The organism is Arcticibacter tournemirensis (assembly GCF_006716645.1).
Classification (GTDB): domain Bacteria; phylum Bacteroidota; class Bacteroidia; order Sphingobacteriales; family Sphingobacteriaceae; genus Arcticibacter; species Arcticibacter tournemirensis.
Window position 1 is genome coordinate 268,727 of record NZ_VFPL01000001.1, and the last position, 13,443, is coordinate 282,169.

The 13,443-nt window shown below is 43.2% G+C and carries 8 protein-coding genes and 1 tRNA gene; 2 read left to right on the plus strand and 7 right to left on the minus strand.

The window, feature by feature from the left end:
* Positions 1 to 8 precede the first annotated feature (8 nt).
* The 4 genes from BDE36_RS01205 to BDE36_RS01220 are packed head-to-tail and all read right to left on the minus strand — an operon-like array spanning position 9 to position 7,057.
* Positions 9 to 3,008: a SusC/RagA family TonB-linked outer membrane protein gene (locus BDE36_RS01205; protein ID WP_141813430.1), complete on the minus strand. Its 3,000-nt coding sequence runs from the start codon at positions 3,006 to 3,008 to the stop codon at positions 9 to 11.
* Between the two features lie 39 nt (positions 3,009 to 3,047).
* Positions 3,048 to 4,151 (minus strand): ROK family protein, encoded by a 1,104-nt coding sequence (locus BDE36_RS01210; protein ID WP_202618205.1) that lies wholly within the window; start codon positions 4,149 to 4,151, stop codon positions 3,048 to 3,050.
* Positions 4,151 to 5,314 (minus strand): MFS transporter, encoded by a 1,164-nt coding sequence (locus BDE36_RS01215; RefSeq protein WP_141813431.1) that lies wholly within the window; start codon positions 5,312 to 5,314, stop codon positions 4,151 to 4,153. The genes BDE36_RS01210 and BDE36_RS01215 overlap by 1 nt, the downstream gene beginning before the upstream one ends.
* Before the next feature lie 18 nt (positions 5,315 to 5,332).
* A complete protein-coding gene (locus BDE36_RS01220) occupies positions 5,333 to 7,057 on the minus strand; it encodes a class I mannose-6-phosphate isomerase (RefSeq protein ID WP_141813432.1) in 1,725 nt (574 codons plus the stop codon).
* Positions 7,058 to 7,186: 129 nt separating this feature from the next.
* Between BDE36_RS01220 and BDE36_RS01225 the strand changes: the two genes are divergently transcribed.
* Complete coding sequence (locus tag BDE36_RS01225) at positions 7,187 to 7,921, plus strand: GntR family transcriptional regulator (protein WP_141813433.1); 735 nt, start codon at positions 7,187 to 7,189, stop codon at positions 7,919 to 7,921.
* A 107-nt stretch (positions 7,922 to 8,028) separates the two neighbouring features.
* Here BDE36_RS01225 and BDE36_RS01230 read toward each other — a convergent pair.
* Both BDE36_RS01230 and metG read right to left on the minus strand, forming a co-directional pair.
* Positions 8,029 to 8,103, minus strand: a tRNA-Arg gene (locus tag BDE36_RS01230).
* A 5-nt stretch (positions 8,104 to 8,108) separates the two neighbouring features.
* Positions 8,109 to 10,169 (minus strand): methionine--tRNA ligase, encoded by a 2,061-nt coding sequence (gene metG, locus BDE36_RS01235; protein WP_141813434.1) that lies wholly within the window; start codon positions 10,167 to 10,169, stop codon positions 8,109 to 8,111.
* Between the two features lie 130 nt (positions 10,170 to 10,299).
* On the opposite strand from metG, the gene BDE36_RS01240 reads away from it, so the two are divergent.
* Positions 10,300 to 11,190 carry a S66 peptidase family protein gene (locus tag BDE36_RS01240; protein ID WP_141813435.1) on the plus strand — a complete coding sequence of 297 codons (891 nt, stop codon included), beginning with the start codon at positions 10,300 to 10,302 and terminating at the stop codon, positions 11,188 to 11,190.
* A 41-nt stretch (positions 11,191 to 11,231) separates the two neighbouring features.
* Here the strand turns inward: BDE36_RS01240 and BDE36_RS01245 are convergent, their stop codons facing one another.
* A complete protein-coding gene (locus BDE36_RS01245) occupies positions 11,232 to 13,394 on the minus strand; it encodes a hypothetical protein (RefSeq protein WP_141813436.1) in 2,163 nt (720 codons plus the stop codon).
* Between the last annotated feature and the right edge of the window lie 49 nt (positions 13,395 to 13,443).

The following is a 13,443-nucleotide window of genomic DNA, read 5'->3' on the forward strand; positions in this document are numbered from 1 at the left end:
CTATACTATTAAAAGTTGAGATTCAGTCCAAAAGAATAGGTTCTGTTTACCGGGTAAATACGTCCGCCACCATCGGTGGTTTCGGGATCCCATCCGCCTTTCATGTCAGAGAAAGTCAGGGCATTTTGAACCGTTGCATAGATGCGTAAGCGACTATTGGGCAGCTTATTTGTCCATTTTGCTGGCATTGTATAACCAAGCTGAACATTTTTAAGCCTCAGGTAAGCCGCGTTTTCAATCCAGAAGTTGGATTTAGCAGCGTTGTTGGCCGACTCGGCACCTACAGTTAAACGCGGATACGATGCATCCGGGTGGCTGGGTGTCCAGCGGTCGATGTGAAAATTGAATACGGGACCTTCGTTATTGTTGTGAAATGCCTCAACAGATTCACCCCTCAACCAGACATTACGCTGCCCTACTCCCTGCCAGAACATCGAAAAGTCGAGATTTTTCCATTCTGCTCTGTAGTTGATTCCATAAAGCAAGCGCGGCTCCCTGTTTCCTAATACAAAACGGTCGTCGTCATCTTTGATTATTCCATCTCCATTCTTATCCAGATAACGTATGTCGCCCGGCTTTGGAGTAATGCCTGCTAAATGCGGCCCTTTAGCTACTTCGTCAGCATTCTGAAAGTAACCGTCAGATCTGTAAGCATAATAGGAATTGATGGGATATCCTTCTTTGATAATAGTAGTAACATCGGTTCCGTTTATGAAGTAGGATCCCTTCAGATCGCTTACTTTATTTTTGCTGTCGGATAACGTAGCAGATAATGTGTGTCTAACGCCACCCGTTTTCAGATTATACCTGGCCGATAACTCCCAGCCTTGTGTACGTACTTCGCCTGCATTTTGAATTGGCGCAGCAGAGCCATATAATCCCGGCAGCGGAAGTCCAACAAGAATATCATACGTATCGTTTATAAAATAGTCGGCAGAGAACGACAGCGCATTACTGAAGAAATCAAGATCGGCGCCTACATTGAACATTCGCGTTGTTTCCCATTTTATATCAGCGTTATAGGGGTCGAAGGTTGCAACAGAAGCGACATTTGAGCCAAAATTATATCCCTGTCCTACATTGACATTTGCCTGATATTGATAGTCTCCGATGCGGTTATTCCCTACCAGTCCAATCGAACTCCGGATTTTAGCCCCGGGCATGATGCCTTTCAGGCTTTCGGGATAGAAGTCCTCTTCAGACACGCGCCATGCCAGTGATGCCGAAGGGAACCATGCCGAACGGTTTCCTTTTTTAAATTTAGAAGAGGCATCATCGCGCAAATTGAATTCGAACAGGTATTTTTCCTTGAAATTGTAGTTGAGGCGGAAGAAAGCTGAATAGATCGACCATTCCGTCTGCCATTCCTGGTTTCCGGTATTCGAGGTTTGTTCTCCTCCCATAATGTCGTATGGGCTTCGGTCCGTCACCCGGAATGTGCTGAACCGGTTATCGGTGTTTCCTTCATACGATAAACCGCCTAAAGCACTGAGGTTATGATTTCCGAATTTCTTATCGTAAGAGAGAATCAGGTTGCTCGTAATCTCCTGAATACGCTGCGAGCTATTGGTCATCCGGTTTTCCTTATCGCCTGAACCTTCTATTGCCTTACGGTTTTCTTTAAGACGATTATTGTACAACTTAGCGCCGATCATTCCCCTTAACTTCAGGCCGTCTATGATCTTAAACTCACCATTCAGAATTCCCGACAGATCATCATTCTGACTTTCCCGAAGACCACCTTGCTCAAGACGGGCAAGGGCATTTGAGTTACTTCCACCCGGGAAGGTATAATCGCCGTTTTCATCCTTAATCGGATAGATAGGAGGCATACGTGTTGCCTGCTCGATCAGCCATTCTGTCCAGTATGCATGATCTTTTATGCCGTTGCGTGTATAAGCAGCCAATACATTGAACTTAAGACGATCAGATACATTCGTTTCCAGGTTCACACGAAAGTTACCGCGTTTAAGGCCATAATCGGGCCCCTGGAACAAACTTGCCTGGTCGAGGTAAGCTGCAGAGACCAGATAAGTAGTTTTGTCGTTACCCCCGGCAATAGAAAGATTGTGCGATTGCTGAGGAGCGGAAGATCTATAAATTTCTTCCATCCAGTTTGAATTAGGGCCGTTTTGCCTGAAGTCCCTGATTTGATCAGCCCCAAATTGTACTGGCCGGCCCGAGTTCACTAATGCCTCGTTTCTTAGTTCGGCATATACCCACGAGTCGACAATGTCGGGCATAAAGGTAGGGGTTTGAAGCGCATAAGAGTAATCGTATGCGATACGGGGCTTTCCCTTGATTCCTTTCTTTGTGGTAATTAGTATTACACCATTTGATGCACGCGAACCATAGATGGCCGTAGAGGAAGCATCTTTCAACACCGAAATATTCTCGATGTCGGTTATATTCACGTTTTGGATGTCGCCCTGCATGCCGTCAATGATCACTAATGGATCGTTATTATTCAGAGTATTGACGCCGCGAATATTAATAGCAGGACGGCTGCCGGGCATCGAATTGCTTTGCTGGATAGTTAGGCCCGGAGTTGTGCCTTGTAATGCTTCCACTACATTCACTACCGGCTTGTTTTCCAGGTTCTTCATGTTTACAGACGACACTGCTCCAGTTAGATTGACCTTCTTTTGCGTGCCATATCCCACAACTACTATTTCATCCAGGTCGACCCTGCTTTCCTGTAAAACAATTTTTAATGTCTGCTTACCCGCTATAGGTACGCTTTTGGCCTTATAACCGATATAGGAAATAGTGAGCGTTGCATTCATGGATGACACCTTTAATGAAAAGCGGCCATTGATATCGGTCATGGTCCCGCTGGCGGTTCCGTTCTCCTTAACAGAAGCTCCAATAATGGCCTCATTATTTGCATCCACTACAGTCCCACTAACTACGCTTCTGGTATCCTGCGCATAGGTTCCTGTACCATATATGCAAAAACATATATGCAAAAGAACTCCAATACAAATTTTAGTTAATGATTTTTTCATGAAATTTGATTTTAATTGGTGTTGTAATACTTGTTAGTTTTAGTTGTCGAGCATACTCAACGCATATGAATATGCACCGAGCGACACAGCTTTACTGGTTCCAAGAAGAGTTTTCATAATTACTGTCTTTTTATTTGGGTTATAACTGACTGTTTTATTTGAACCCCGTACAGCCAACGGTATACTTTCCTCTGAAATAAGCTGCCCAAACTGGCGGACGTCCTCCGGATCAATTACATCCATTTGCAAGCGGGGGAAAGTATTGCCATCGAACGTTGCCAGGCTGGAATGCAGTTCCTTCATAAGGGGTGGCATAATGTATTTGGCTGCTCCTATAATACCCCCGCCAATAACTACAATACCATCCGTAAAAGTGAGCAGATGCGCTATAGCGTCGCCGGCAACCTCTCCAAACTGAGTGAAGCTTGTTATTGCGGCCTGCTTATCCCCCTCTTTTTCACCTTCTGCAATAGCAAATATTTCTTTAGGTGTGAGGGAGCTATCCTTAGTTTTTGCAAATTCATTATACACGCGAACCAGAGCCCGCACGCTCACACTTTCTTCGGCTATTTTGCCGGGATAGAGCTTATTACGAAATACCCACACATCTCCTCCACAATGATTGTCACCGGTTAGAAGGCGCCTGTTAATAACTATTCCAGAACCGAAGCCTGTTCCGAAAGTAATCCCAACTAAATTTTGATAAACTCTGTTACACCCATTAGCCCTTAATCGTTCGTTAAGCGCTGGCAGTGCTCCGGCCAAAGCTTCCCCATAGGCAAAGAGATTTCCATCATTATTAATAAATACCGGTATCTTAAAATGCTCCTGCAAAAACGGTCCGAGGGGAACACCGCCTCTGAAGGAAGGGAAATTAGGTAAATCTCCGATTATACCGTTTTTGTAATCAGCCGGGCCTGGAAAAGCAAAGCTAATGGCAACGGGCATCGCAGGCAATTGATCTTTGACATGTGTAAATCCATCGATCAGCGTATTCAGACATTTTTCCAGATCGTCCGGATAGGCGGGCAAACAAAAAGGGTCTACTATTTCATTATTGGCCTGAATGGCTGAGAAGACAAAATTGGTACCCCCGGCATCCAGAGTCATCACAATACGGTTATCATGGTTATATACAGACATCACGATTTGAATTTAAATGAGATGAAACCCGTAATTACCAGACTGACGAGGATAACCGACATACCGGATGTGAAGTTCCACTGATCGGTGATCAATCCTTGTATGGGAGATAATAATGCGCCTCCAGAAACACCCATAATCATCAACGCCGATATTTCATTTGAATGCGTCATATCGTGTTTCAGAGCAAGGGTGAAGATAATAGAGAACACGTTTGCACAAGCTAACCCTACAACCGCAATAAGAATGAGCAATGGCCAAAGGGATGAAGAGAGCATCATGCCTGCAAACGCGAGAATGGCGACAATCAGCGTTACGCGCAAAAACCCAACAGGAGACAGCTTAATTAAAAGAAGCGCTCCTATAAAAGTGCCTATAGTACGCGATGCAAAATACAAGCTTGTTCCTAAAGCTGCGTCGTCCAGATCCAAACCTGCCCGCTCCATCAGCAGCTTAGGAATACTGGTATTTAACCCGACATCTATGCCCACAATCAAAAGGATGACGATAATACAGTATACCAGGTGCCGGTCTTTAAGCAGAGCAGCAATCTGTCTAAAAGAAGAGGATTGCTGCGGTGTTTCTGACGCGGCCGATTCATTTATTGGTAACGTGAAGAGAACAACAACAGAAAGAACAGTGATGATGCAGTAAATCAGAAAAGCTAAATGCCAGTTACCTAACTGACTTGCCGAAAATGCTACTATCACAGGGCCAAGAAAAGACGATACAGCCTTGATAAACTGCCCCATAGAAAGCGTGCTCGCCAATTTCTCCTGGCTTACGATAGCTGCCGCCAGCGGATTAAGTGACACCTGCAGGACGGTATTTCCAATTCCTAAAAGAGCGAAAGAAACCAGTGCGCCAAAATAATCAAAGAAGCATAATGGCAGCAGCATGGCTATCGCCGTTATAAACAATGATATGAGGACTGTTTTCTTCCTGCCTATTCTTCCCATCAGCATGCCTGTTGGAATAGAAAATATCGCGAACCATACGAATACCATCATCGGTATGAGGTTAGCCATTGAGTCGGAAAGACCAAAGTCCTTCTTTATGTAATTGGTAGCTACCCCCACTATGTCCACAAAGCCCATCACGAAGAAGCTGAGGAAAACAGGGAAAAATATTGCAAATTTCTTTTGAGATTGTGCTTGATCCATTGTGTAGCGGATTGATGATTAAATTCTTACTGATGCCTTTATCGTCTTGCATTCTTTACCTTCCGACGCTCCGTAAGGCCGTATGGTATATTCACCTATTGAAGCCGGGATAATGAACGTTTCAGCATAGTGAATGATCAGAGGATCGAAAGCATTTACAGGACTTTCAACTATGATTTCCTCGCCATCAACTAGATTCAGAACATTTACACTTTCGTCCGTGTAGTGAGTTACCGCTTTGGTGAATGTGTGGCGACGTGTTTCAATAAACTGGTTACGATGAAGCCCTGTCTTTTCTTCTTTCCAGCCATCTCCTTCGGCAACAATCTCAAATCGGTTTACCAGGTTTTCGTGTATATACTCAGTATCACGCCCCCAGTCGATCACATCTTTTCCCCGCTGTACATTTATAGGCCTTGGTTTCCCGTCGAGCCCAAGACGCTGCCAGTCCCATAATTTGAACGTAAAGAGGTTAGGCGTTGCACTAATTTCAAGAACCACTGCATTTGCTCCCGAACAATGCACCGTTCCGCCCGGAATAAGGAAATGATCATGTTTCTTTACCGGAAGCTTGTTGACGTATTTCTCCGCATCGAAGGTAAAGCCGCCTTCTTCTGCCTTCTGCAGATCACAGATCATAGCATCTTTATCAATACCCGTCTTCAGCCCGAGATAGACCTCGGCATCCTCTTCTGCTTCCATAATATAGTAGCTCTCATCCTGCGTGTAGTGCAGTCCGAAATTTTCCTGTGCATATTGAGTAGTAGGATGCACCTGTAAACTGAGATTGCCACCTTCCAGTGTGTCAAGAAAGTCAAACCGGATAGGAAATTCCTTTCCAAAACGCGATTCAACAGGTTCGCCTAAGAGCTGGCGACTCTTTGTGTAAACAAGGTTCACCGAAGGCATTTCGAATACAATATTATCAACCTCAAGTAAGAGGCTGTTTTCTTCAGGAACACAATCGAAGCACCAGCCATAGTTGGATTTGGAGCGATCGAGATTGCATACATCTTTCATCCATTGCCCTCCCCATGGAGCAGGATCGAAAAATGGTACTACCCTGAATGGCGATGTGGCAGCCTTGTCCATTCCTGCATAAAATGTCTTCTTATCAATCATTTTAGGCTCGTTCGGAACAACGGTGTCGAGCCAGTAGTCTACAGAAGAATAAATAGACCGCTTATGCTTATCTAGTACACGCCAGTCGTTGAACAATCCCCGTTTATATTGTAAAGAGAACGGCTCTTTGCTATTGTCTATCCCAAGACCTTTTGCCTCCTGGCTACGCATTCGCTGTATTATTTCCCAGCGCGGCATATCGGCATAGATCAGCAGATCGCTTTTTGTAACTAACTGTGCACCGCAGCCGAATATAATAACCCTGCCGTTTGTACTGCTTATTACGCTGCGGATAGCATCTAACTTCGCCAGATCAAAATATTCTGATAAGGAGATGTTTGACATATATCCGAACAGTGTATCATCTGTCATAAAACGCGTTGTTAGGGCTTCTGCATCCTTTTGTGAGACAAAAAGATCGTTTGTATCAACAAACAGCGTATGTTCTAATGAGGCAAGCTGCAGCTTTAATTCACTATAATGTATTCCAGTATAACAGTCGATAGCCACGACCTTTGTTTCTGGACTCTTTTCGGCTATAAAAGACTTAACAGCGTCCCAACCTTTTGTAATAAAGCCGTCTACCTGAATTGATGGTGTTTTATTGTATGAACTTATCATTTATATATTGGCGTAAATGTTCAGTCATTTATATATATATGTATATACATACTAAACATGGAGCAAATATATGTCTTCATTTATAAAAAACAAATTTGATTGCAGTATTTTTATACATTTGTAAACAAGATGATACTTGAGATTAACCACGAAAGTCATACGCCCCTGCACAAACAGGCCGAAACACTTATCAGAGAGCTTATTAATAAGCCTGAATATAAGAATGGGAAGCTTCTTCCAAATGAAGTCGAATTGTCTGAACAATTAAAAATTTCCAGGAACACATTACGCCAGGCAATTAATACGTTAGTGATGGAAGGCTTGCTGGTGAGAAAGAAAGGCGTAGGCACACGTGTCGAAAATAAGAGAATATTCACCGGGGCCAGTAACTGGCTGAGTTTCTCGGAGGAAATGAGAATCCTGGGAATAGAGATTCATAATTTCGAATTACAGATCTTCCGGCACGAAGTATCTCCGGAGGCGGCTGCTTTCTTCAACATTAAACAAGGAACAAAAGTGATGAGACTGGAACGCTTAAGGGGGAAAAAAGAGCATCCTTTTGTGTATTTCACTTCGGAATTTAATCCGCAGATTCCTCTTTCCGCTTCTGAAAATTATAATCGCCCGCTTTATGAGATCCTCGAGTCAGATTACGGGATTATTGCTCAAACCTCGAAAGAGGAGATAAGCGCAGCAGCAGCAGATAACTTCATTGCTTCTAAACTGGAAATTAAACATGGCGTTCCAATCTTGGTCAGGAAAAGATATGTGTTTGACATCTACAATAATCCTATTGAATACAACGTAGGATGTTATCGCGCAGATTCATTCACCTACACGATTGAAAGCAAGAGGAATGTTTGAACATACTTATCAGGAGTGGCTCAGCTCATAACTGAGGTGCCGACAAGGATACGAAACTGACAACGATTTATAAGAAAAGCCGCTCAGTTTATCACTGGCGGCTTTTCTGGTAGCCCCGACGGGAATCGAACCCATATCTAAAGTTTAGGAAACTTCTATTCTATCCGTTGAACTACAGGGCCAACTGTTACCGGATCACACTACCATTAGCAGCACTTTCGCCCGGAGTTACAAAAATAAGTTTTCCATCCGGATTTTCCGACATCAAAATCATTCCTTTTGAAACAATTCCTTTAATTTCCCTCGGCTCGAGGTTCACAAGAATGCTTACCTGCTTGCCAACAATCGCTTCCGGTTCAAAATATTCAGCAATACCTGAAACTACGGTCCTGGTATCCAGACCGGTATCTATAGTAAGTTTCAGGAGTTTTTTCGTCTTAGCGACCTTCTCTGCTGCAAGGATAGTTCCCACGCGAATATCCATCGCCGAAAACTGATCGTAATTTACATTCTCCTTAGCCGGGCTTACTTCAACAGCTGCAACAACCTCCTGCGCTTTATTCAGGAGCTTTTCAAGCTGCTTCTCAATCACCGCATCTTCAACCTTTTCAAAAAGGAGCTCCGGCGTATTCAACTGATGTCCGTCTTCAAAGCTGATCTTCTCATCATAAGAAAATGCATCACCCGAAAGGTTCAACATAGAGAAGATCTTTTTGGAGGCCGAAGGTAAAAATGGCTGAGCCAGCACTCCTAAATGCGCAATGATATGAAGACAGTTCTGCAGCACTTCCCGTGTAGCCGCAGGATCTGTTTTAAATGTCTTCCAGGGCTCCTTATCTGTAAGGTACTTATTTCCCAGGCGTGCAACGTCCATCAATTCCGATAGTGCCTGCCGGAATTTATAATTTTCAATACTTTCCTGGATTGAATCGTATGCTTTCCCAATCTGACCGTAAAGAACTTCGTCTTTCAGGTCTGCGAGGCCTTCTACTTTCCCCTCATAATATTTATGCATCAGGATCATCACCCGGTTCACAAAATTACCAAGGATTGCAACCAGCTCGTTATTTACCCGTGCCTGATAATCTCTCCAGGTAAACTCACTGTCAGACGTTTCGGGCAGGATAGAAGTAAGCACATATCGAAGTTCATCCTGCTTTCCGGGGAATTCTTCCAGATACTCGTGCAGCCAAACCGCATGATTCCGCGAAGTAGAAAGCTTATCGCCCTCCAGATTCAGGAATTCATTAGCCGGTACGTTTTCGGGAAGGATATATTCACCATGTGCATGAAGAATAGATGGGAAGGTGATACAATGGAAAACGATATTGTCTTTTCCGATAAAATGGATCAGACAGGAATTGTCTTCCTCATTCTCCTGCCGTTTCCAGTATTTTTGCCAGTCTTTATTGTTATCCGCGGCCCACTGTTTTGTAGCAGAGATATAACCGATAGGGGCATCAAGCCACACATAAAGCTTCTTGCCTTTCGCTTCCTCTAAGGGAACATCAATCCCCCAGTCGAGGTCACGGGTCATAGAGCGTGGCTGCAAACCCGCCTTCAGCCAGGAGCTGCACTGACCGTATACATTGGTCTTCCACTTATTCTTTTTGCCTTCTAAAAGCCATTCTTCAAGCCAGGGCTGATATTTATCCAGGGGAAGGTACCAATGTTTGGTTAATCTTAACACGGGAGCCTTACCGCTCAAGGTCGATTTCGGATTAATGAGATCGGTCGGGCTCAACGATGTTCCGCATTTTTCACACTGATCTCCGTAGGCACCATCGTTCCCACAGTTAGGGCAGGTACCTGTTATATATCTGTCGGCCAGAAACTGATCAAATTCTGCATCATAATACTGCTCAGATTCCTTCTCAATAAATTCTCCTTTTTTGTAAAGATTGAGAAAAAACTCCTGTGAAAGATCATGGTGAACAGGCGAGGAGGTACGGTGATAAATATCGAAAGCAATCCCGAACTGTTCAAAACTCTCTTTTATCTGCTGATGATACTTATCGATGATCTGCTGAGGCGTGATCCCTTCTTTCTTAGCCTTAATGGTTATCGCTGCGCCATGCTCATCCGAGCCGCACACCCAAACAACGTCCTTCTTCCGGAGGCGAAGGTGCCTTACAAAAATATCAGCCGGAATATATGCACCAGCAAGATGGCCAATATGAAGAGGTCCGTTTGCATAAGGCAAAGCGGAAGTAACAGTATATCGTTTAAATTTATTTAAATCAGACATTAAAAATATATTGTGGATAACCGGGCAAAGATACAGATTGAGGCTGAGAAAATATAAGCCCTTTCTTTCGGCTTATTGCATAAAACCCTTCAAAAACTCTTAACTTTCGACCCACAACTTTCAACTTCGTATGATAGCACCCCCATATCTGAAAAAAGGCGATAAAATCGCCATCACCTGTCCGGCTAAGAGCTTACCCTCAGATATTGATACAGCCATACAGATGTTAGAGTCATGGGGACTAGAAGTAGTGATTGGAGAAACGGTTACTGTGACCTACCACCAGTTTGCCGGCACTGATGAGCTGCGCACCAAAGATCTGCAGCGATTTCTTGACGACGAGTCCATAAAGGCCATCGTTGCTGCCCGAGGGGGATATGGTACCATCCGGATCATCGATCAACTTGACTTTTCAAGGTTCTGCCAGAATCCAAAGTGGCTGGTCGGATTCAGCGACATAACTGTACTTCACAGTCATATTCATGCCACCTGCGGAGTGCAGACCATTCACGGACAAATGCCTTTAAACGTCCCAGATGCTACAAAGCCCTCACTTGAGTCGCTGAGAAAAGCCCTGTTCGGCGAGCCCCTTCATTATGAATATGAAAGCCAAACACCCGGTCGTGACGGCGAGGCTGAAGGCATCCTGATAGGAGGAAACCTTACCCTGCTGATGATGATGGGTGGATCCATCTCTGAGATGGATTACTTGGATAAAATCCTTTTCATTGAGGATGTAGGGGAATACCTTTATTCCATCGACCGCATGCTCTGGCAGCTAAAACGTGCAGGCAAGCTTGCAAAATTAAAAGGTCTGATAATAGGAGGGTTTACAGACGTAAAAGACAACGCCATCCCTTTCGGCCAGACAGTACCTGAAATTGTGATGAACCTCGTGAAAGAATACGACTATCCGGTTTGCTTTGACTTCCCGGCAGGGCATATTGATAATAATTATGCGCTGAGATTAGGGGAAAAGCTACGACTGAATGTAACAGAAAAAACTGTCTTTATAAAATAAATATCTGCCCTTTCAAAGTAAATATTACAAGTAATAGAGCTTCACTTCACATTAAAAGTAAAAACATGGTTAACAAAAGATCCGTCATCAGTTACTCCCTGTAAACTTCCGATATATGTTCCTTTCTGGTCTGAAGTATAGAATTCTATAAATGTCTTTCCATCTGAAGAATCAGTAACGATATCGGGAGACCAAAATAAAAGATTTCTGAAGTCAGGAAGAGGACTGGATACTTGTTCGGTTGTTACATACTGAGGCGAATAAAACTTTCTTTCTTCCAGCATGCCTTCATAGTCAACCACAGTATCATTTGGATCGAGCTGAAAACCATCCAGATTCCCCTGATAGGTTTTGAAAGACACTATTCCATCGAAAGAAGTGGGCCCCCAGTAATACCGGTGCCCGACAACATCAATAGACCTGATCTTAAGCGGATCGTAACGAAGTATTTTACTGGATTGAAAAACAGGCACACCGTCAACCAGCATTAATGGTTCAGTATTAAACAATCCCACTCCTCCCAGATCAGATAATGTAAGCTTTAAGCTTCCCTCTTTTCTTTGCAACCATATTTCTGGTATATACTCGCGGAAAACTTCTTCTGTTGTCGCAAATCTGGTATAACTGTCAAGTAAATAGGTTTTTTCCGGTTTACCGAAAAACGCAGCAGAGTCAATTTCAGGTGCTATATATCTGTTTTCTTTACTTTCCCAAAAGATATTCCGAACCACCCTGTTTAAATTTGCACGCCAAATGCCTTTTTCCAGACTATCAGTAAATGGAGAAAAAACAGGGATGTCAGCTTTTGTATAACTACTAAAATAGGGGCTAAGAAGATCTATTTTATACTTGTCCGCATTGTCAGGGTACAGTTGCAGAATAAATTCGTTTCTTCCATATATATCCTTTGTGTTGAATCTTACAACACCTGCACTGTCACTTTTTGCTGTAAACAACTGCACTCTTTTTCCCGGAATAGATAAAAATGCAATAACGTCAGATGCAGGCTTGTTATTTACATCTTTAATCAATGCCTGCACCAGGTGTCCTTCATATTCCGGCACATGCGATATCTTTTCAGTACTAAAGCCAATCTGCCCGTAAGCCAGCATCAGGTTATCAACCAATATATCTTTCCTGGCTTCCCTCTCTTCAAAGTAACTCTCGGGATCCTCTACAGATCCCCTTAATTCAGATGTCAGCAACATATATGATACTATATCAGCTGCCCTAATATTCAAATTAGAAGGGGCATAGAATACCGACACAGATAAGCTAGATGCGAGAGATTTTTTCTGGCCGTTCTTAACCGAGATATCCAGATTTACTTTTTGTCTCCTGGAGAAAGTATCTGAATTAAGATGGGAAACTACCTCCGCATTGTCATTCGGAAATTTAAAATATAACCGCTCCCCGACTGGTTTTCTGCGTTCATCAAATAATGTGAAACAAGTAACCCCGGCCAGCAAATTCTTCATGTCAACGAAAAAAGTGGCTGATCCATCTGAAAGCATCTGCTGATCAGCGAACCTGATTGCATTATGCGTGTGTCCAACCAGATATACTCTTGATGAGGCTGAACCATTAGATTTAACACTGATTCTAATTTTACCCGGCGAATCCGTTTCTGCTCTCATCACATATCCACTTTCGAGGATTTCAGGCAGCTGAGCAACTATAGACCGGCCATCTTCACTTACAATAAGAATGCGATACTTTTCATTTATATCCGGAGTAAATTTAAAAGTGCCTATACCAAATTTCTCAGGTTTGAAACGCAAAATAGTATCGCTTTTTCCTTTAATAATCGTTCCTCTAAACTGAATCCCTTTATTGTCAGCCCCGGTTACTTTAAAAGCAATTTTACTCTCTATTCCATTCACCAGATTACCACCTTCGGGAATCAAACTGACGTTAAGAGCATTTTCCGGCGAAATATGAATACTATCCTTTGTTCCTTGTGTATTTATGATACAAATACTCTTTTTAAAGAAGTTCTCCAAGCCAAAATTCTTCATGATGCTGGTGTACGCCCTAAACTGATAATTACCGGAAGGCAAGCCAGGAGGAAGAGTTACAGATCCTTTTCCTGTCCCTCCTTTTAATGATATTTTCGCCTGTAGAACTGCCCCTTTTTCCTTACTGATCAACTCAGCATACAACACCTTACTTACATCCGATAATTTAGAATTACTTGTTGTCACATATGCTTTAAACCATAATACTTCCCCAGTCAAATAGGCCTCCCTATCA

Bases quoted from the DNA above. Each gene is read 5' to 3' on its own strand.
- BDE36_RS01225 (WP_141813433.1), top strand. From the start codon at position 7,187: ATGATACTTGAGATTAACCACGAAAGTCATACGCCCCTGCACAAACAG.
- metG (WP_141813434.1), bottom strand. From the start codon at position 10,169: ATGTCTGATTTAAATAAATTTAAACGATATACTGTTACTTCCGCTTTG.
- BDE36_RS01210 (WP_202618205.1), bottom strand. From the start codon at position 4,151: ATGTCTGTATATAACCATGATAACCGTATTGTGATGACTCTGGATGCC.
- BDE36_RS01220 (WP_141813432.1), bottom strand. From the start codon at position 7,057: ATGATAAGTTCATACAATAAAACACCATCAATTCAGGTAGACGGCTTT.
- BDE36_RS01205 (WP_141813430.1), bottom strand. From the start codon at position 3,008: ATGAAAAAATCATTAACTAAAATTTGTATTGGAGTTCTTTTGCATATA.
- BDE36_RS01215 (WP_141813431.1), bottom strand. From the start codon at position 5,314: ATGGATCAAGCACAATCTCAAAAGAAATTTGCAATATTTTTCCCTGTT.
- BDE36_RS01240 (WP_141813435.1), top strand. From the start codon at position 10,300: ATGATAGCACCCCCATATCTGAAAAAAGGCGATAAAATCGCCATCACC.